Source organism: Delftia sp. BGA-UO-ETr-SB1 (genome assembly GCF_059567865.1).
In genome coordinates, this window is sequence record NZ_JCAQOW010000004.1 from 901400 (window position 1) to 921795 (window position 20396).

Annotated in this window: 16 protein-coding genes; 13 read left to right on the forward strand and 3 right to left on the reverse strand. The window is 67.5% G+C overall.

Features of this window, described 5'->3' with window-relative positions:
* Positions 1 to 112 precede the first annotated feature (112 nt).
* Positions 113 to 1639 carry a helicase HerA-like domain-containing protein gene (locus AC57B5_RS04525; protein ID WP_099751535.1) on the reverse strand — a complete coding sequence of 509 codons (1527 nt, stop codon included), beginning with the start codon at positions 1637 to 1639 and terminating at the stop codon, positions 113 to 115.
* Positions 1640 to 1717: 78 nt separating this feature from the next.
* Between AC57B5_RS04525 and AC57B5_RS04530 the strand changes: the two genes are divergently transcribed.
* The 9 genes from AC57B5_RS04530 (at position 1718) to AC57B5_RS04570 (ending at position 12020) form a co-directional block, all read left to right on the forward strand.
* Positions 1718 to 2437 carry a YebC/PmpR family DNA-binding transcriptional regulator gene (locus AC57B5_RS04530; RefSeq protein ID WP_012205357.1) on the forward strand — a complete coding sequence of 240 codons (720 nt, stop codon included), beginning with the start codon at positions 1718 to 1720 and terminating at the stop codon, positions 2435 to 2437.
* A complete protein-coding gene (purD, locus tag AC57B5_RS04535; protein ID WP_012205358.1) occupies positions 2434 to 3717 on the forward strand; it encodes a phosphoribosylamine--glycine ligase in 1284 nt (427 codons plus the stop codon). The genes AC57B5_RS04530 and purD overlap by 4 nt, the downstream gene beginning before the upstream one ends.
* Before the next feature lie 4 nt (positions 3718 to 3721).
* Positions 3722 to 4711, forward strand: a complete 990-nt coding sequence (gene hemF, locus AC57B5_RS04540; protein WP_496398842.1) for an oxygen-dependent coproporphyrinogen oxidase — start codon at positions 3722 to 3724, stop codon at positions 4709 to 4711.
* Between the two features lie 249 nt (positions 4712 to 4960).
* Complete coding sequence (rsfS, locus tag AC57B5_RS04545) at positions 4961 to 5761, forward strand: ribosome silencing factor (RefSeq protein ID WP_428144336.1); 801 nt, start codon at positions 4961 to 4963, stop codon at positions 5759 to 5761.
* Positions 5762 to 5782: 21 nt separating this feature from the next.
* On the forward strand, positions 5783 to 6250 hold the full coding sequence (gene rlmH / locus AC57B5_RS04550) for a 23S rRNA (pseudouridine(1915)-N(3))-methyltransferase RlmH (RefSeq protein ID WP_012205361.1): 468 nt from the start codon (positions 5783 to 5785) through the stop codon (positions 6248 to 6250).
* A gap of 127 nt (positions 6251 to 6377) precedes the next feature.
* Complete coding sequence (locus AC57B5_RS04555) at positions 6378 to 6992, forward strand: Maf family protein (protein ID WP_043820971.1); 615 nt, start codon at positions 6378 to 6380, stop codon at positions 6990 to 6992.
* Positions 6993 to 7153: 161 nt separating this feature from the next.
* Positions 7154 to 8641, forward strand: coding sequence for a ribonuclease G (gene rng / locus AC57B5_RS04560; protein WP_013802635.1), 1488 nt, complete (start codon positions 7154 to 7156; stop codon positions 8639 to 8641).
* A 220-nt stretch (positions 8642 to 8861) separates the two neighbouring features.
* Complete coding sequence (locus AC57B5_RS04565) at positions 8862 to 10763, forward strand: LodA/GoxA family CTQ-dependent oxidase (RefSeq protein WP_496398843.1); 1902 nt, start codon at positions 8862 to 8864, stop codon at positions 10761 to 10763.
* Between the two features lie 9 nt (positions 10764 to 10772).
* Positions 10773 to 12020 (forward strand): FAD-dependent monooxygenase, encoded by a 1248-nt coding sequence (locus tag AC57B5_RS04570; RefSeq protein WP_496398844.1) that lies wholly within the window; start codon positions 10773 to 10775, stop codon positions 12018 to 12020.
* Here the strand turns inward: AC57B5_RS04570 and AC57B5_RS04575 are convergent.
* Positions 11956 to 12948: a Bug family tripartite tricarboxylate transporter substrate binding protein gene (locus tag AC57B5_RS04575; protein WP_065345722.1), complete on the reverse strand. Its 993-nt coding sequence runs from the start codon at positions 12946 to 12948 to the stop codon at positions 11956 to 11958. The two genes, AC57B5_RS04570 and AC57B5_RS04575, sit on opposite strands and share 65 nt — an antisense overlap.
* 235 nt (positions 12949 to 13183) lie before the next feature.
* On the opposite strand from AC57B5_RS04575, the gene AC57B5_RS04580 reads away from it, so the two are divergent.
* From AC57B5_RS04580 to AC57B5_RS04595, 4 genes are all read left to right on the forward strand, one after another.
* Positions 13184 to 14071 (forward strand): helix-turn-helix domain-containing protein, encoded by an 888-nt coding sequence (locus tag AC57B5_RS04580; protein ID WP_445608112.1) that lies wholly within the window; start codon positions 13184 to 13186, stop codon positions 14069 to 14071.
* 172 nt (positions 14072 to 14243) lie between these two features.
* Complete coding sequence (locus AC57B5_RS04585) at positions 14244 to 16412, forward strand: TonB-dependent siderophore receptor (RefSeq protein WP_496398845.1); 2169 nt, start codon at positions 14244 to 14246, stop codon at positions 16410 to 16412.
* Positions 16413 to 16442: 30 nt separating this feature from the next.
* Complete coding sequence (locus AC57B5_RS04590) at positions 16443 to 16853, forward strand: cupin domain-containing protein (protein ID WP_496398846.1); 411 nt, start codon at positions 16443 to 16445, stop codon at positions 16851 to 16853.
* Positions 16854 to 16888: 35 nt separating this feature from the next.
* Positions 16889 to 18160 carry a RhtX/FptX family siderophore transporter gene (locus AC57B5_RS04595; protein ID WP_496399431.1) on the forward strand — a complete coding sequence of 424 codons (1272 nt, stop codon included), beginning with the start codon at positions 16889 to 16891 and terminating at the stop codon, positions 18158 to 18160.
* On the opposite strand, the gene fauA is transcribed toward AC57B5_RS04595, so the two are convergent.
* Entirely contained in the window at positions 18157 to 20376 is a 2220-nt protein-coding gene (gene fauA, locus AC57B5_RS04600) for a TonB-dependent alcaligin siderophore receptor FauA (RefSeq protein ID WP_496398847.1), read from the reverse strand. The genes AC57B5_RS04595 and fauA overlap by 4 nt on opposite strands.
* Positions 20377 to 20396 lie beyond the last annotated feature (20 nt).

The window sequence follows — 20396 nt, forward strand, 5'->3', positions numbered from 1 at the left end:
CGATCATAGCCGCATGCGCGGGCTTTCAGAGCCCTGAAATGCGCCAGCCGTTGCATGGCAACGGCTGGGTGCTATGGTGTTTGATGCGGCGCAGTGCCGGTGCGCCAGCGCTTCAGCGCTTCTTGTTGCCCAGGATGCCACCGAGCACGCCGCGCAGGATCTCCTTGCCCAGCGAATTGCCCATGGTGCGCATGGTGGACTTGGCCATGGTCTGCACCAGGCCGTCGTGCTTGCCGCCGCGCGGGCCCGTGGTGCCGAACAGCAGGTCCTTGAGCCCGTCCATCATGGCGCCACCTTCGCTTGCCGCGGGCGCAGCACCGGCCGGGCCCGTGCCGGTTGGCGCTGCGCCGTCGCCGGCCGCTGCCGTGCGGCCGCGCAGCACCTCGTAGGCCGACTCGCGGTCCACCGCCTTTTCATAGACGCCGGCCACCAGCGACTGTGCCAGCAGGGTCTTGCGCTGCTCCTCGTTGATGGGGCCGATCTGGCTGCCGGGCGGGATCACGTAGGCACGCTCGGTGATGCCGGGGCGTCCCTTGTCGTCGAGGAAGCTCACCAGGGCCTCGCCCACGGCCAGCTCGGTGATGGCGGCCTCGATATCCAGGCCGGGCTTGGGCCGCATGGTGGTGGCCGTGGCCTTGACGGCCTTCTGGTCGCGCGGCGTGAAGGCGCGCAGCGCGTGCTGCACGCGGTTGCCCAGCTGGGCCAGCACGGTGTCGGGCACGTCCATGGGGTTTTGCGTGACGAAGTACACGCCCACGCCCTTGGAGCGCACCAGGCGCACCACCAGCTCGATGCGTTCGAGCAGCACCTTGGGCGCGTCGTTGAACAGCAGGTGGGCCTCGTCGAAGAAGAAGACCAGCTTGGGCTTGTCGGGGTCGCCGATCTCGGGCAGGCGCTCGAACAGCTCGGACAGCATCCACAGCAGGAAGGTGGAGTACAGGCGCGGCGAATTCATCAGCTTCTCGGCGGCCAGGATGTTGACTACGCCCTTGCCGCCGGCATCGGTCTGCATCAGGTCGTTGATGTCGAGCATGGGCTCGCCAAAGAACTTGTCACCGCCCTGCGACTCGATGGCGACCAGCCCGCGCTGTATGGCACCCACGCTGGCCGCGCTGATGTTGCCGTACTCGGTGGTGAACTGCTTGGCGTTGTCGCCCACATGCTGGAGCATGGCGCGCAGGTCCTTGAGGTCCAGCAGCAGCAGTCCGTTGTCGTCGGCAATCTTGAAGACCAGGTTGAGCACGCCCATCTGCGTGTCGTTCAGGGCCAGCATGCGGCCGATCAGCAGCGGACCCATGTCCGAGACCGTGGCGCGCACCGGGTGGCCGAGCTCGCCGAACACGTCCCACAGCGTGGTGGGGCAGGCCAGGGGCTGGGGAATCTCGATGCCGCGCTCCTGCAGGGAGGCCGCCATCTTGGCGCCCGTGCTGCCAGCCTGGCTGATGCCGGACAGGTCTCCCTTGATGTCGGCCATGAACACCGGCACGCCGATCTCGGAGAATCCCTCGGCCATTTTCTGCAGCGTCACGGTCTTGCCGGTGCCGGTGGCGCCCGTGATCAGGCCATGTCGATTGGCCAGTGCGGGCAGCAGCAGGCATTCTGTGGCAGAGTGGCGGGCGATCAGAAGTGGAGCGGCCATTTCGGGTTTCCTCGGGGGAGCATGCGGTCAAAAGTAAAATCCCAGCCGCAAGGTTAAATCAATATCAAAGGACAGCCTGTGGCAGGACACAGTAAATGGGCCAATATCCAGCACCGCAAAGGCCGCCAGGACGAAAAGCGCGGCAAGGTCTGGACTCGCATCATCCGTGAAATCATGGTGGCGGCACGCACGGGAGGGGGCGATCTCAGCGCCAACCCGCGCCTGCGCCTCGCGGTGGAAAAGGCCAAGGCGGCCAACATGCCGGCCGACAACATCAAGCGCAACATCGACAAGGCCACGGGCAACCTCGAAGGCGTGACCTACGAGGAAATCCGCTACGAAGGCTATGGCATTGGCGGCGCGGCCATCATCGTGGACACCATGACCGACAATCGCGTGCGCACTGTGGCGGATGTGCGTCACGCCTTCAGCAAGTACGGTGGCAACATGGGCACGGAGGGTTCCGTGTCCTTCCAGTTCAAGCATGTCGGACAACTGATCTTCGCTCCCGGAAGCGACGAGGACCAGATCATGGAAGTGGCTCTGGAGGCCGGCGCCGAGGACGTGATCACCGATGACGAGGGAGCCATCGAGGTGCTGACCGCACCCGCAGAGTTCGAAACCGTGCGCGACGCGCTGCAGGCCAAGGGCCTGACGCCGGAGGTGGCTGAAGTCACCATGCGCCCGGAAAACACCATCGCCCTGCAAGGCGATGACGCAGCCCGCATGCAAAAGCTGCTGGACATGATCGAAGACCTGGATGACGTACAGGACGTCTACCACAACGCTGAACTATGAAAATTCTTGTGATTGGTGGCGGAGGCCGCGAGCACGCCCTGGCGTGGAAACTGGCTGAATCGCCGAAATCGACCAAGGTCTATGTGGCCCCCGGCAACGGTGGCACGGGCCTGGCCGGCGGCAAGGTGGAAAACCTCAACATCACCGACCCGCAGGCGCTGCGCGAGTGGGCGCAGGCCGAGAAGGTCGCGCTGACCGTGGTCGGCCCCGAGGCTCCGCTGGCTGCCGGCGTGGTCGATGAGTTCCGCGCCCACGGCCTGCGCATCTTCGGCCCCTCCAAGGCGGCCGCCCAGCTGGAAAGCTCCAAGGCCTTCTCCAAGGACTTCATGGCGCGCCACGGCATCCCCACGGCGCTCTATGAAACCTTCACCGACCCGGTGGCGGCCCATGCCTACGTGGACCGCCTGGGTGCGCCCATCGTGGTCAAGGCCGACGGCCTGGCCGCAGGCAAGGGCGTGGTCGTTGCGACAACGCTGCAGGAAGCCCACGACGCCGTGGACTTCATGCTCGTGGACAACAAGTACGGCGTGGCCCACAACGACGGCGGCGCCCGCGTGGTGATCGAGGAATTCCTCGCCGGCGAGGAAGCCAGCTTCATCGTGCTGTGCGACGGCAAGAACGTTCTGGCCCTGGCAACCAGCCAGGACCACAAGCGCCTGAAGGACGGCGACCAGGGCCCGAACACGGGCGGCATGGGCGCCTACTCGCCCGCGCCCGTGGTCACGGCCGACGTGCATGCCCGCGCCATGCGCGAGATCATCCTGCCGACCATCCGCGGCATGGAAAAGGACGGCATTCCCTACACCGGCTTCCTCTATGCGGGCCTGATGATCGACGCGTCCGGCCATCCCAAGACGCTGGAGTTCAACTGCCGCATGGGCGACCCCGAGACCCAGCCCATCATGATGCGCCTCAAGAGCGATCTGGTGGACGTCATGCTGGCGGCCACCGATGCCAAGCTCGACCAGGTCGAGCTGCAATGGGACCGCCGCACGGCGCTGGGCGTGGTTATGGCTGCGGCCGGCTACCCCGAGGACCCGCGCAAGGGGGATGCCATCAGCGGGCTGCCGCAGGACGCCGCCGATGCCATGGTCTTCCATGCCGGCACCCAGCTCAAGGACGGCGTGCCCGTCACCAGCGGTGGCCGCGTGCTGTGCGTCACCGTGCTGGCCGACAGCGTCAAGCAGGCCCAGCAAAAGGTCTATGACGTGGCGCGCGGTATCCATTTCGATGGTGCCCAGTACCGCCGCGACATCGGCTTCCGTGCTGTGAAGAACTGAGTCCATGGCAGAGCAATCGACCGGGCAGGCGCTGCCCGTGGCCCAGGTGCGCGAGTACCTGACGGGCCTGCAGGCCCGCATCACGCAGGCGCTGGAGCAGGTGGAAGGCGAGGGCGGTGCACGCTTTCTGTCCGACACCTGGAGCAAGGGCCCCGGCGAGCGCCTGCAGGGCGATGGCATCACCCGCATCATGGAGGGCGGCCGCGTGTTCGAGCGCGCGGGCTGCGGCTTCTCGCATGTGCGCGGGCCGCAGCTGCCGCCCTCGGCCACGCAGCACCGGCCTGAACTGGCGGGTGCGCCGTTCGAGGCCATGGGCGTGTCCCTGGTCTTCCATCCGCGCAATCCTTTTGTGCCTACGGTACACATGAATGTGCGAATGATTGCGGCCGGCTCAGGTGCGGCCGGCTCAGGTGCGGCAGGCTCAGGTGCGGCAGGGCATCCGGGCAACGAACCCACCTGCTGGTTCGGCGGCGGCATGGACCTGACACCGGTCTACGGCTTCGAGGAAGATGCACAGCACTTTCACCGCGTCTGCCGCGATGCGCTGGCGCCTTTTGGCGACGCGCTCTACCCGCGCTTCAAGACCTGGTGCGACGAGTACTTCTGCCTGAAGCACCGCAACGAGCAGCGCGGCATCGGCGGCATCTTCTTCGACGACTTCTCTGAGCTGGGCCAGGCGCGCAGCTTCGACATGCTGCGTTCGGTGGGAGATTCCTTTCTGGAGTCCTACCTGCCCATCGTCGAGCGCCGCCAGGCCATGGACTACGGGCAGCAGCAGGTCGATTTCCAGCGCTACCGCCGCGGCCGCTACGTGGAGTTCAACCTGGTCTGGGACCGGGGCACGCACTTCGGCCTGCAGTCCGGCGGGCGCACGGAATCCATCTTGCTGTCCATGCCCCCGCATGCGAGCTGGAGCTACCAGCGCGAGGACGCGCCCGGCACGCCCGAGCGGGCGCTGCTGGAGCAATTCCTGGTGCGCCGCGACTGGCTTTGAGTCCCATTGCCGCCATCTCCGGCCGCGTGGCGAAATCCGCGCGTGCAAGGGAATAGGCGGCAAAACTATAATTTCAATAGCTTGAGGCGCAGCGTTGGCTGCGTTCTCCACTTTCTTCGGCGCGAAATCTTCCGGCGATCTGTGGGCGAACTCCATGCATTTTGGAGCGCCGCTACAGCCAAGCCCTCTACGGGCCGCACGGCGCTCGCGCTATATTGATCCCATTTCTATTCCACTGATCACCGCCTGATGACCACTTCCACCAAATCGGATTCCGCAGCCAAGCGCGACGTGACCAAGCTGCAACGCGCCATTGTTGACGGCCTCGAAAACGTCAAGGCCCAAGACATCCAGGTCTTCAATACCGAAAAGCTCTCGCCGCTGTTCGAGCGCGTGATCGTGGCTGCGGGCACCTCCAACCGCCAGACCAAGGCGCTGGCCTCCAGCGTGCGCGACGCCGTCAAGCAGGCCGGTTTTCCCGTGCCACGCCAGGAAGGCGAAGAAAACGGCGAGTGGATCATCGTGGACTGCGGCCAGGCCGTGGTCCATGTGATGCAGCCAGCCATCCGTCAGTACTACCGCCTGGAAGAGATCTGGGGCGAGACGCCTGTGCGCCTGAAGCTGGGTGCTCCCAAGCCCACGCGCTCGGCCGCCACCGACAAGGCCGAGGAAAAGGCCAAGAAGGCCGCTTCCAAGAAGGCTGCTGCAACGGCCGCCAAGCCTGCTGCCAAGAAGGCCGCTTCTGCCGCCGCACCTGCTGCAGGCAAGAAGCCCGCTGCCAAGAAGGCAGCTCCTGCCAAGGCCGCTGCACCCCGTTCCGCAGCTGCCAAGCCGGCCGCATCCCGTACGGCTGCTGCAAAGTCGGCCGCTCCCAAGTCCGCCGCTCCCAAGTCCGCCGCCGTGAAGTCTGCCGCCGCCAAGGCGCCGGCCCGCAAGACGGCAGCGCCCAAGGCCATCAAGACCGTGGTGGTCAACCGTGCTCCCGCCAAGCCCAAGGCAGGTGCCGCTGCCAAGCCGGCCGCCAAGCGCGCTCCCCGCGCCAAGGCCTGAACGGTTCGGGACTGACGCTGCATGAAGCTGTTGATCGTGGCCGTGGGCCAGCATGTGCCCGACTGGGCACAGACGGCCTACGACGACTATGCCAAGCGCTTTCCCCCGGAGCTCAAGGTGGAGCTCAAGGCCGTCAAGACCGAGCCGCGCGGCTCCAAGACGGTCGAGACCCTGTACGCGGCCGAGCGCAAGCGCATCGAAGCCGCCATTCCGCGTGGCACGCGCATCGTCGTGCTCGATGAGCGCGGCACCAATCTGACGACCAAGGCACTGGCCCAGCGCCTGCAGGGCTGGCAGCTGGAGGGCGACGACGTGGCCCTGATCATCGGCGGCCCGGACGGACTGGACCCCGCCTTCAGGCAGGCTGCGCACGAGCGCATCCGCCTGTCGGACCTGACCCTGCCGCATGCCATGGTGCGGGTGCTGCTCATCGAGCAGCTGTACCGTGCCTGGTCGGTCAACGCCGGCCATCCCTACCACCGGGAATAGGGCCTGTCCCGGCTCCCAGGCTCTGCCAGCGGCCCTGTCACGCGGATCCGAGGATCTCGTGATACTATGATTTTGATAGCCTTCAGCGCTTTGCAACAAAGGGCTGAAGGCATTTCTCATTCTTATCATGCCGCCATTCATCTACCTTGCCTCCCAGAGCCCCCGCCGCCGCCAGCTGCTGGAGCAGCTGGGTGTGGCCCATGAGCTTTTGCTGCCCAACGCTGAGGGCGACATTGCCGAAGATGCCGAGGCCATAGAGGCCGAACTGGCCGATGAGGCAGCGCGTGACTATGTGCAGCGCGTCACCGCGCTCAAGCTCGATGCCGCCATGGCCCGCCATGCGCGCCGCGCCCTGGCTGTGGCGCCCGTGCTGTGCTCGGACACCACGGTGGCGCTGGATGGCCGCATTCTTGGCAAGCCTGCCGATGCCGACGATGCCCGCCGCATGCTGACCGCGCTTGCGGGCCGCGAGCACGAGGTGCTGACCGCCGTCGCCATACAGCACGGCACGCGGCGCCTGGCTGCGCTGTCGGTGTCCCAGGTCTGCTTCTCGGCCATGAGCGCGCAGCAGATCGACGCGTATGTGGCCTCGGGCGAGCCCATGGGCAAGGCCGGCGCCTATGGCATACAGGGCCGCGCGGCGGCCCATGTGCAGTGGCTGCACGGCAGCTACTCGGGCATCATGGGCCTGCCGCTGTTCGAGACGGCGGCGCTGCTGCGCGAGCTGGGCTGGGCACTGTAGGCCGGCTCCCCGACCTGGGCCCGCAGGGGCGTGCAGGCATGCGCAGACCGCCGATGGCAGCGGATGGCGCGGCAAGATAGTGGCAAGCGGCCACCGGCTCAATGATTGCCGGGCCGCCATGGCCGAGAAATACAAACGACAAAGCACACCACAGGCACAGCATGCAGCAAGACATTCTGATCAATTGGTCGCCACAGGAAACGCGCGTGGCCATCATCGAGAACGGCGCCGTCCAGGAGCTGCACATGGAGCGCCCGCTGGAGCGCGGCCTGGTTGGCAACGTCTATCTGGGCAAGGTCTCGCGCGTGCTGCCGGGCATGCAGTCGGCCTTCATCGACATCGGCCTGGAGCGCGCGGCCTTCCTGCATGTGGCCGATGTCTGGCAGCGTCAGGAAGGGGGCGAGGCCCCCATGTTCGCGCGCAAGGACATGCCTGTCGTGCCCATTGAAAAGCAGGTTTTCGAAGGCCAGACCATCATGGTGCAGGTCATCAAGGACCCGATCGGCACCAAGGGCGCGCGCCTGTCCACGCAGATCAGCATTGCGGGGCGATTGCTGGTGCTGCTGCCCCAGGATGACCATATCGGCATCTCGCAGAAAATCCCGCAGGGCGAGCGCGACGCGCTGCGCGCCCGCCTGCAGGGCCTGGTGGGCACCAAGGAAACCGGCGGGGGCGGCGGCTTCATCCTGCGCACCAATGGCGAGGATTCCAGCGACGCCGAGCTGGCCGACGACATCCGCTACCTGCGCAAGACCTGGAGCCGCATCAAGGACGCCTCGGTGCGCCTGCCGCCCATGTCGCTGCTGCACCAGGACCTGAACTTGCTGCAGCGCGTGCTGCGCGATCTGGTGGGCGAGGGCACGCAGAGCATCCGCATCGACTCCAAGGAGCAGTTCGCCCTGCTCATGACCTTCGGGCAGGAGTACATGCCGGCGGCCGTGCCCAAGCTGCAGCACTACCGCGGCGAGCGGCCCATCTTCGACCTGTTCGCCATCGACGAGGAAATCGCCCGCGCGCTGGGCCGCCGCGTGGACCTCAAGTCCGGCGGCTACCTGATCGTGGACCAGACCGAGGCGCTGACCACGGTGGACGTCAACACAGGCGGCTACGTGGGGGCGCGCAACTTCGACGACACCATCTTCAAGACCAACCTGGAAGCGGCCCAGCAGATCGCGCGCCAGCTGCGCCTGCGCAACCTGGGCGGCATCATCATCGTGGACTTCATCGACATGGTGCGCGACGACCACCAGGCCGAGGTGCTGTCCGAATTCAAGCGCCAGCTCGGGCGCGACCGCGTCAAGACCATGGCGGGCGGTTTCTCGCAGTTGGGCCTGGTGGAGATGACGCGCAAGCGCACGCGCGAATCGCTGGCCCACATGCTGTGCGAATCCTGCCCGGTCTGCCAGGGCAAGGGCCATGTGAAGACCGTGCGCAGCGTCTGCTACGAGGTGCTGCGCGAAATCCTGCGCGAGGCGCGCCAGTTCAACCCGCGCGAGTTCCGCATCGTGGCCTCGCCCAAGGTGGTGGAGATGTTCCTGGACGAGGAAAGCCAGCACCTGGCCGGCCTGTCCGACTTCATCAAGAAGCCCATCTCGCTGCAGGCCGAGACAGCCATGGCACAGGAGCAATACGACATCGTGCTGCTGTGAATCGATATTTATCCTGCTAATTCATTATCAATAGCAGTCCATCTATTATTTATCCTGCTAATTCATTATCAATAGCAGTCCATCTATTGGCGAATGAATGGGTTCAATTGAACTCATTCTTGCGTTGCTATGGATTGTTGATTCCCGATAATTAACTTTGTCTCGGCTTTTTTGATACTGTTTGTTGCAATCATTGCCTCAGCAACTGAAAGGGCGACGAATGGGAATCGACTCCACCATTGTGCGTGCAGCCATACACCCGGGAATTGGTGTGGCGCGTATTGGCAATAGTCCGGATGAGTACTATGTCGGCCCCGAGCTGATGCATGTGCCGCCCATGGCGCCGGGCAGCCTGCGTGATGCGCAGGGCGCGCTCAAGCGGCAGGCGGCGCGCTTTCGCATCTACGGCTACAACGCCGCAGGCGAGGTGGTGCGTGAACTCACGGCCGACCAGGACCAGATCGAATGGGAAGTCGAACTGGCCAATACCAAGGCCGCCTGGTATCAATTCCAATTGGCGCTGGACGTGCCTGAAGCCGCAGCGGCCGATCCCACGATTTTGCGCAATGCCACGGTGAAGGACCGGAAAAGCCTGGCCATTCGACCGGGAGCCCGCCGAATTGCCAAAGGCTCGGCCCCGGTGGCATTCGACAGCGGCAGTTTCTGCGGCAAGCCGGTTTATCTGGGCGAATTGCGCATTGAAAAGACGGGCCAGCTTCTCGTGCTGGGAGGCCGTGGCGTCTCTGCCTCCGTGGATGGCTCCAAGGCCACTACGTTTGCGAACAACGAGGGCTGGCATGACGATGTGGCCGACGGCCCCGTGCGTGCCAAGGTCGTCGTGGCTGGCGTTTCCGTGCCGGTGGATGCGGCATGGGTCACGGTTGCGCCGCCCAACTACGGCCCGCAGATGAAGTCGGTGCGTACCATGAAGGACCTGATGGAGGATGTGTACATCCACTCGGGCATGGCCGCCTTCCCGCTGCACGTCTCCTTCAGCCGGCACATCCTGCCCATACTCCAGCGCCAGAGCAGCCTGCAGTGGGCGAACAAGGGCTTTGCATCCCAGTTCGGCTGGGGCGGGGCGGCCAGTGCGGATGACGAGGCGTGGATCGCCAGGCTCAACAGCCCGGGCACGACCTGGGCCGAGCTGCGCCAGCAGGTGGCCAATGCCTTCCGGCGCTTTGACCGGGACGGCGCATCCCCCCAGCCCTGGCCCTGGCTGTATGGCGACGCCATGGCCGTGCCGCCGGCCGACACGCCGCGCCAGCATGCGGCGCTGACGGCCACGCAGCTGAGGATGCTGGACCTGTGGGCCGCAGGCCACTTTCTCTCCGATTGGAGGTCCGGCCAGAAGTATCCGGCCCAGCTGTCCGATGTGCCGCTGCAGGAGCAGCCCACCATGCTCGACCATGCCGCCATGGACGACTGCCTGGCCGATGCCTTTCACCCGGGTTGCGAGATCACCTGGCCCATGCGCCACGCCAGCATGTACCGGGCGCCATTTCGCATCCGCGAGGCGGCCGAGAACCCGCCCGAGCTGCAGCTCTACGGCTCGCGGCTCACCCCCGCCGTGGCACTGTCCGAGAGCGGGCCGCTGTATGCACAAGTGGCCGGCGACCTCACGCGCTGGATGGCGGTCCCCTGGCAGACCGACACCGCCAGCTGCCGCAGCGGCTATTACGCCGGCTATGGCCCACGCTACGACCCCTACCTGCCCACGTTCTGGCCGGCCCGCGTGCCCAACCAGGTGCTGACGCAGGAGGCCTATGAAAGGGTCATCAACACCGAACTGCCGCGCGAGCAGCGCGTTGCCGCCTTCAACCGGCGCGAGTCGTGGTTCCGCACACTGGGCGAGGAAGGCTATGAGAGCGAGATCAACCGCATGATCAGCCACTTCGGTGACATGGGCGTCATCGAGAGTCGGCCCGGCCTGCGGGGCGACAAGGACTTCCCGCCGGTGATGCAGGTGGAAAACCGCATCGCCCCGGCGCCGTCGCACATGCTCAAGACTGCGCAGCAACCGGCCGGGCAGGAAGCGCCTCCCCGCATCGAGCCCTTCGATGCAGACAACGAAGAGCAACTGCGCGCTCTGACGCAGCGCGGCCCGGTGCTGCCGCGCTGAGTGCCGGCCATGCCGTCGCACGCCATGGCCGCCGCGCCGCTGCCGGATGAACTGGATGTGCTCGTCGTGGGCGCAGGGCCGGCGGGCGCGGCCGTTGCCGCGCAGCTGGCTGGGTACTGCCGCGTGGCGCTGATAGGGCGTGCCGTGCAGGCGGGTCCTGCCGGGCCTGCCGGGCGTGCCATTGGCGAGACCCTGCCCGCAGCAGCGCGGGTGATTTTGTCCGACCTGGGCGTATGGGATGCGTTCACGGCACAGGGCCACCGGCCGGCATGGTCGCGGCGGTCATTGTGGGGAGGGCCGGAGGTCATCTTTCAGGACGCACTGTTCGACCCGCATGGCGCGGGCTGGCACCTGGACCGCAAGCGCTTCGACGCCATGCTGCTGGAGGCTGCGCGCAGCCGTGGCGTGCCCTGCCTGGTGCCCGCCACGCTGCGCAGCCTGCAGCGCCAGCCACCGGGCGCACCCATGCGCTGGCGCTGCCTGATCGATAGGGCGCAGGGCGACCCGGCGCACGGCCCGTTGGAGCTGTCCTGCCGCATCGTGGTCGATGCCACGGGCCGCGCGGCCCGCGTGGCCCGGCAGGCTGGTGCCCAGGTCCACCGTGGTGGCCGCCTGGTCTGCTTTCACGCCTGGGTGGAGCCGCCATCGCATGAGCATGCAGGCACCACCATGATCGAGTCGGACGCCGAAGGCTGGTGGTACAGCGCCGACCTGCCCGATGGCAGTTGCGTGATTGCCTGGCAGACCGACATCGATCTGCCTGAAGCCCGGCGCCTGCGCAGCACGGCCGATCTGTTGGAAATGGCGCATCACACGGCCCTGGTGGGCGCGCGCAGCAGGGGCAGCCGGCTGCTGGAGCCGCTGCGCGTGGCCGCCGCCCACGAACAATGGCTTGATGCAGCCAGCGGGCCGGACTGGCTGGCCGTGGGCGATGCAGGCCTGTCCTTCGATCCCCTGGCATCGCAGGGCCTGCTCAACAGCCTGGTCACGGGCAGCGAGGCCGCCCAGGCCGTGCGCCGCAGCCTGGCGGGCGATGCCGATGCGCTGCCGTCCTGGAATGCGTGGATCGGCACGATACGCGCCGCGTACCGCACCCATCACCAGCACTACTACGCGCTGGAGCAGCGCTGGGCGGCCGAGCCGTTCTGGGCCCGCCGCCAGCGGGCGCCGGAGGCGGGGACCGGAGCCGACGTTATTGCCGCTCCAGCTTCGCCGTCTGCACGATCGCATTCCAGCGCTGGTACTCGGCCCGCGTGAATTCGCGGAAGGCTTTGGAGTCCAGCAGGCGCACTTCGCCGCCCAGCGCCGTCACCTTGGACTTGAAGTCGGCATGGCCCGCCACCTTGAGCGTGGCCTCTTCCAGGCGCTTGACGATGGCGGCCGGCGTGCCCTTGGGTGCCAGCACGCCGTTCCAGGTGCCGGTCACGAAGGTGGGGTAGCCGCTTTCCTTCATGGTCGGCACATCGGGCAGGGCGGGCAGGCGCTGCTCCGAGGTCACGGCCAGGGCCTTGAGCTTGCCGGACTGCACAAAGGGCAGGGCGGGCGTCACGTTCTCGAAGATGAAATCGATCTGGCCGCCCAGCAGGTCGGTCAGGGCCGGCGCGCTGCCCTTGTAGGGCACATGCACCATGTCCAGCTGGGTGGCGCTCTTGAACAGCTCGCCCGACAGGTGGACCGTGGAGCCGCTGCCCGGCGAGCCATAGCTCATGCCGGTTTTTTGCGCGGCGGCGCGTGCCACCAGGTCCTTCACCGTCCTGGCGGGCGTGCGCGTCTCGTTGACGACCAGCACATTGGGAATGGTGGTCACCAGGGCCACGTACTCGAAATCGCCCAGGCTCTTCTCGCTCAGGTTCTTGTACAGGCTCTGGTTGATGGCCTGGGTGCCGGCCGTGCCGAACAGCAGCGTGTAGCCATCATTGGCCGCCGAAGCCACGCGGCTGGCGCCGATGGAGCCGTTGGCGCCGGAGATGTTTTCCACGATCACGGGCTGGCCCAGCGACTCGGACAGGCCCTGCGCCACCATGCGCGCCAGCACATCGGTATTGCCGCCAGGGGCGAAGGGCACGACCAGCTTGACGGGCCGGGTGGGATAGGCATCCGCCCAGGCCTGGGGCAGGGGCAGCAGCGTGGCGCCGAGCAGCGCGGCAGCGCGCAGGAATTGCTTGCGTGAAAGGGTACGGGGCATGGGGGATGTCTCCTTGTCGGTGTTTTTGGTGGCGCAGCGGCTGGGGCCGGCGGCGGATTTTTCAGGCGGGCCAATGCTGGGTGGTGGCTGTCTTGACGTCAATCAATGTTTTGGCAGGACGTCATGCGGCGGGCGAATGACCTGTTCGGCCTTACTCGGCAAATGAGAATGGATTGCATTAACATGCGCCCCTCATGATCCCTGCCACCACGGCGCAAGCTGCCCGGACCCGCCCATGAAAAAGGACCGCACCCTTCCTGCTTCTTCCCCCGGCGGCGCCGTTCAAATGCCCACGCCCATGCTCAGCCTGTCGGCAGGCCGGCTGCGCTTTGACCGCACGCAGTGGTTCAGCGAGAGCGAGCAGGCCGGGGTCAAGCTCGTGCTGGTGCTGTCCGGCAGCATCAGCTACCAGCTGGAACGCTCGGCGCCCGTGCGGCTGTGCGGTCCCTCCGTACACCTGCGCCTGCGCGATGCACCCCATGACGTGCTGCATGGGATGGAGCAGGGCTCGGATCTGGAGTACGTGTCGGCCAGCCTGCCCATGTCGGGCCTGGCGTCCAGCCTGGGCCTGACGCCGCAGGGGCTGGCCGATGCGATGGAGGCAGGCGCTCCTGGAGATTCGGGTGCATCCGGCGCCTGCGGCTCGCTCATCCGCGATGCCCAGGCCAGTGCCGCCCAGCGCGCGGTGGCGCAGCAGATCCTGCACTGTCCGCTGCAGGGCGCGGCGCGCCAGCTCTATCTGGCGGGCAAGGGGCTGGAGCTGCTGGCCCTGTGCATGCCCCGGCCCGGGGAAGAAGACCTGTCCGGGCGCGGACGCCAGCAACTGGAGCGTGCGGCGCAGCTGCTGCGCGAGCGCCTGGATGATCCACCGAGCCTGCGCGCTCTGGCGCGTGAGGTGGGGCTTAACGTGAACAAGCTCACCCAGGGCTTTCGCCAGTGCTTTGGCTGCACGGTGGCCGAATGGCTGCTGGCCCAGCGCATGGCGCGCGCCTACGAGCTGCTGGCCTCTGCGCGGATGGATGTGGCCCAGGCGGCCGCGCTCAGCGGCTACAGCCCCTCGCATTTCAGCAAGGTCTTCCAGCGCCACCATGGCGTGCTGCCCAGCGCCTTGCGGCGCGGATAGTCTCCATCCCAGGTCAGGCTCCGCAGCCGCTTTGCAGCGCTGCAGTCGTGCCGTGATTTTGCCGTGATCGTGCCGGGATCGCGGCAGGCCGTGACGCAATCGCGCATGGACGCTGCCCACGTCTTTCAGAATTTGGATGAGATTGGTTCTCATTTGAAATTCGGGAGGAGTGATGGATTCATCGTCAATGAAGGCGGCGCGGCCCCTGGTGTTGCGCCCCTTGCCGCTGGCCCTGTGCCTGGCCTTTGCCACGGGCGGATCGGCCCGGCTGCATGCCGAGACGCAGGCGGTTGATGCAGGCAGCGCGCCTGAAACAGCCGCACTGCCAGGGATCACGGTCCGCGCCAGCGCAGTCACCGGCACGGGCGTGGACAAGCTGGGCCAGAGCCTGCAGGAAATCGCCCAGTCGGTCACGGTGATCGGGCAGGAGCGCATGCGCGAACAAAACCTCTACAGCCTGGACGACGTGATGCAGAACGCCCCCGGTGTCACCGTGCAGCCCTTCCAGCTGCTGACCACGGGCTACTACCAGCGCGGCTTCAAGATCGATTCGTTCCAGCAGGACGGCGTGCCCATTCTCATGGGCAACACGGCCAGCCCGCGCATGGACATGGCCATGTACGAGCGCGTGGAGATCGTGCGCGGCGCCGCAGGCCTGTTGCATGGCACGGGCAACCCTGCCGCCACGGTCAACCTCGTGCCCAAGCGGCCCACGCGGGAGTTTGCCGGCAGCGCGGGGCTGACCCTGGGCAGCTGGGGCCGGCGTCGCGCCGAGGCCGATGTCGGCGGCCCGCTCAATGCCTCGGGCAGCCTGCGTGCCCGCGTGGTGGCCACGCAGGAGGAGCGTGACTTCTTCTACGACGTGGCTGGCGAGCGCACCGGCAATCTCTACGCCATTGCCGAGCTGGACCTGGCGCCCGGCACCACGGTGCACGCCGGGGTGCACCATCAGCGCATACGCTCCACCACCAACATGGCGGGCGTGCCTTTCTATGCAGACGGCCGCGATGTGGGCCTGCCGCGCAGCACCTATCTGGACGCGGCCTGGGACCGCTTCGACTGGAACACCACGCGCAGCTTTGCCGGCGTCGAGCATGTCTGGAGCAACGGGTGGCAGGCCAGGCTCAACCTCAATCACCTCTCCGGCGATTCCGAGCTGCTCTATGCCGGGGCCAACGGCGCTGTCAATCCCGCCACGGGCCTGGGCGGGCGCCTCACGGGTGCGGCCTACCGCTTCGACGACAGCCAGACCAGTGTGGATGCCTTTGCCAGCGGCCCGGTGCAGCTGTGGGGCCGCACGCACGAGCTGCTGGCCGGCTTCAACCACCAGCGCACGCGCAGCACGCAATGGGCCGCCTCCATCCTCAATCTGCCGCAAAGCCCGGTCGATGTCTGGAACTGGAATCCGCACGGCGTGCCGCTGCCCCTGGTCGGCAGCTACGCCACGCGCGGCCCCACCGAAACGCGGCAAAGCGGCCTTTACGGCATGGCGCGGCTGCAGCTGGCCGACCCCTTGAAGCTGGTGCTGGGCGGGCGCTTCACGCGCTGGGAGCAAGAGACGGGCGACGCAGGCGGAGCCGCCAGCCGCGTGCGCACGCGCATGGGCACGCAGTTCACCCCCTATGCAGGCCTGGTGTACGCACTCGGCCCGCAGTGGAACGCCTATGCCAGCCATGCGCGCATCCTCCAGCCGCAGAGCAGCTACACCTATGCCGGTGAACTGCTGGACCCGGTACAGGGCAACAACCTGGAGGCCGGCATCAAGGGCGCACTGCTGGGCGGCCGCCTGAACCTGGGCCTGGCGCTGTTCGAGATCCGGCAGAAGAACCGTGCCCAGGCCGATCCGGCCCATCCCTGCGTGGGCAATGCCTGCTGGTACATCGCCACCGGCGAGGTGCGCAGCCGAGGGCTGGAGGCCGAGATCGAAGGCCAGCCCCACCGCGACTTGCGCCTGAGCGCCTCCTACACCTGGAACCGCACGCAGTACCTGCAGGACGCGCAGAACCAGGGCCTGCCCTTCGCCAGCTTCACGCCGCGCCACATCCTGCGCCTGTGGGCCAGCTACCAGGTGCCGGTGGCAGAGCGCCGCTTCAGCATCGGCCTGGGCCTGCGCGCGCAAAGCGACTTCTACAACCAGGCGCAGGGCGTGACGCTGCGGCAGGGCGGCTACGCGCTGGCCAGCCTGCGCCTGGGCTGGCGCATCAACCGCCAGCTCACGGCGGCCCTGCAGGTGGACAACCTGACGGACCGCCGCTACTACCAGAGCCTGTCCGGCACGGGCTGGAACAACCGCTATGGCGAGCCGCGCAGCGCCACGCTCAGCCTGCGCGCCGAGTTCTGAGAACCCGCTTCACCATCGATGGAACACACCATGGACAAGAACGCCCATTCCCTCATCGCCCGGCCGCTGGCGCAGGCCAGCCACCTCATCGGCCTGTGCGCCCCTTCGCAGGTGCGCGTGCTGGGCCCGCACGAAAAGCTGGACCCGGCCAGCGACTGGATCATTGGCATCAAGCCTTTCAGCGACGGTGCCTCGCTGCATGACGGGCACTGGGAGCGCCATCCCGTCGGCGACGAAGTGCTGTGCCTGCTGGACGGCGAAGTGCGTGTGCTGCTGCGCCCGCAGCGGCGCGGGGAGGAGGCTCCGGTTCTGGAGCTCTCGGCAGGCCAGATGCTGGTGGTGCCGCGCGGCTGCTGGCACCGGCTGGAAGCGGTGCAGTCGGGCCGCCTGATGTTCATCACGCCCGCGCGTGGCAGCGAGCACGAGAAGGTGCAGCCATGAGCCCGCCCCTGCACGATGCGGACAGCGCCCCTGCGATGTCGCAGCCGGACCTGCACACCTGGCTGATGGTCGCCGGCCTGTACCTGACCCAGGGCATGCCCCTGGGCCTGGCCATGGACGCCGTGCCCACACTGCTGCGCAGCGAGGGCGCCCAGCTGGGGGCGTTGGCCTTCCTGCCCCTGGTGGGCCTGCCTTGGGTGCTGAAATTCCTGTGGGCCACACGCGTGGACAACCGGTGGTCGGCCCGCCTGGGGCGCCGTCGCAGCTGGATCCTGCCCATGCAGGCCCTGGTGCTGCTGTGCCTGGCGGCATCGGCTGCGCTGGGCATCACGCTGCAGACGGCGCCGGCCATCGTGGCGCTGGCGGTCCTGGGTTCCCTGGCCAGTGCCACGCAGGACATTGCCACGGACGGGCTGGTGGCCGAGCATTTCAGGGGCCGTGGTCTGGCTGGCGCCAATGCGCTGCAGGTGGGCGGCACCATGGTGGGCTTCTTTGTGGGCGGGGCCGGCAGCATGGTGCTGGCGGGCTTGCTGGGACAGCGTCTGGCGCTGGCGGCCCTGTGCCTGCCCGTGGCCTTCAGCCTGCTGCTGGTGGCGCTGTGGCGTGAGCCGGCTGCGCTGCAGGGCCTGCGCAGCCGGCCGGGCGTTCGCCGGTCGCCAGCCCGTCTCAAGGCCTTTGTGCAGCGCTCCGGCGCCTGGCCGCTGGTGGCGGCAGCCGTGCTGTCGTCCATCACGGCCGTCAGCGGCTTTGGCCTGGCCAAGCTGTTTCTCGTGGATGCAGGCTGGCCGGTCGAGGCCGTGGGGCGCGTGGGCATGGCGGGCGGTGCGGTGACCGTGCTGTTGGGCTGTGGCGGGGGCGCCTGGCTGGTGGCACGGCTGGACGCCAGGCCGGCGCTGGCCTGCGGGCTGGCGGCCTGCGCCGCCTCGGCGCTGGGCTGGATGGCCCTGGCCGCAGGCCTGCTGCCTCTGGACATGGGCACTGCCTTTGCGGCCCAGGCGCTGGGGGCGTTTGGAACGGGTGCATCTTCGGTGGCCGTGATGACGCTGGCCATGCGCTTTGCCGGTGCCGGCCCGCAGGCTGGCACCGACATGACAGCCGTGCAAAGCGCCCGCGACACGGGGGAGATTCTGGCCTCCACCCTGGTGACATCGCTGGCGGCGGCCGTGGGCTACGGCGGTGGCTTTGCTGCTGGATTGCTGGCTGCGGCGGTGACGCTGGCCGTCTGCTGGCGCATGCTGGGGCGCCAGGGTGGAGCGCAAAGCATCGTTGCCGATGCCAGCGCCGATCCGGTGGCGAAGTCCTCCTAGAAATCCGCCTTCAGGCTCACCGTCAGATTGCGTGGCTCGCCCCACCAGCCCTGGTTGTAGAAGCCGATCTGGCTGTAGTACTGGCGGTCCAGCACGTTGTTGAGCTGCACGCTGGCCGACCAGGTGGGGTCTATGCGGTAGTGGGCCGAGAGGTTGACCACCAGGTAGCTGCCCTGGCCGACCTGCACGCTCTGGCGCAGCGGGTTGGTCACGTTCTGCCAGATGCGGCTTTGCCAGCGCAGGTTGCCGCCCAGGCTCAGGCCTTGCAGCGCACCCTCGAAGCTGCGCATGGCCGTGAGCTTGACCAGGCTGCGCGGGTGCGTGGTGTTGAAGGCGGCGCCGCTGGCGCTGCGCGCCGTGTAGTGCGTGTAGCTGGCGCCCATGCGCCAGCCCCGGGCCGGCTCGCCGCTGAGTTCCAGATCGATACCGCGCACCTGCGCGCCCTTGACTCCCCGGTAGGCCTTCTGGTCCGTGGTGCCGTCGATGAATTCGCCCGTGTCCTGCGCCAGGTTGTCCTGGCGGGTCTGGAACAGCGCGGCGGAACCCTGCAGCCGGTCCTGCAGCCAGGAGCCCTTGAGGCCCAGCTCGAAGGCCTGGCCGGTGACGGGGTCCAGGATGCTGCCTTGCTTGTCGCGGTAGTTCTGGGGCGTGAAGATTTCCGTGTAGCTCAGGTAGGCCGTGTGCCGGGCATCGATGTCCCACAGCAGGCCGGCGTAGGGCGTGATTTCGTTGCTGTAGCGGTAGTCGCGCAGGCTGCCGAAGTAGTTCTGGCGCGTGGACCAGCGGCTCAGGCGGGCGCCGGCCACGGCCGTCCAGCCATCGGCCAGCGAGAAACGCCCCACGGCATAGCCGCCGCTTTGGCGCATGCGGCTGTCGTCGCCGCCGTTGGAGACGTCGGACCAGCCCGGCTCGGCCAGACTGCCGTTGCGCCAGTCGAGGAAGTTGTCCGTGGCAGGCGGTGTGCCCAGCGGTGCGTAGCGGCGGATGTCGATGTCGTCGCGCACATGGTTCCATCCCACGGCAATCTCGTGCTGGCGCTCGAACAGCGCGACCGGGCCGCTGGCCGTGAGGTGCAGGCTGTCGCGCGAGCGGTTGCCCCGGTATTTGATGAAGGAGTTGGCCATGCCCAGGCCGGTGCTGGCGTCCGGCGCGCCGCCCCGGTAGACGTAGCGCATGTCGTAGTTGCCTTCGTTGCGGCTGTAGGCGGCGCGCAGCAGCCAGCGGTTGTCCAGGCGGTGCGTCAGGTCCAGCGTGGCCGTGGTGTTCTCCGTGCCGAAATGCGACCAGCGCGTGTTGTTGGATACCGAGCGGTCGAAGTCCGTGCGTCTGCCGTCCGCATAGAACAGCGGAAAGCCGGCGCCCATGCCGGGGCTGGCGTTCTTCTGGTATTCGAGGCTGGTCAAGAGCCGGGTGGCGGGCGTCAGGGCCGCGCTGACCACGGCGTACAGGCCCTGCCTGCGCTGGCCGAAGTGGCTGACGTAGCTGTCGCTGTCCGATTGCACGGCCACGACGCGGCCATGCACGCGGCCTTCGCGGTCCAGCGGCAGGGACAGATCGGCCTCGGCGCGGCGCAGGTTCCAGCGGCCCAGCGTCAGCGAGGCATGGCCGCCCGCCGTCTCGCGCGGCTGCTTGCGCACGAAGTTCACCGTGGCCGACGGATCGCCCGAGCCATTGAGCAGGCCCGTGGCGCCGCGCACGATTTCCACGCGGTCGTAGAAGGCGGTGTCCATGTCGGTGGCGCCGAAGTTCCACAGGCTGTTGATGGGCGAGGCCAGCCCGTCGAACTGGAAGTTGCTGACGCCAAATCCGCGCGACGAGAACTGATAGCGGTTGCTGTCGCTGCGGCTCACCGACAGGCCGGGCGCGGAGGCCTCCAGCGTCTGCGAGACCGTGAGCTGGCCTGCATCGTCCATGAGCTGGCGCGTGATCACGCTGACCGACTGCGGTGTCTCGCGTGCGGACAGCTGCAGGCCCGTGGCCGTGCCTGTGGCGCTGCTGGTATAGCGGGCCGTGCCTTCGGTGGCGCCGGCATCGGAGGCGGCGCGCACCGTGACGGTGCCCAGTTCGGTGTCGCCTTTCCTGGCAGGGGGCCTGTCCTCGTCGGCGGCCCAGACTGCTGGCGCAGGGGCTGCACAAAGGGCACAGATCAGCAGGGACAGCGGGGTCCGCGCGCCTTGGGGTTGTCGCGGGGTGGGGTTTTGAATGCGAATGCTCATCATTTCCATGGTCCTGGGCG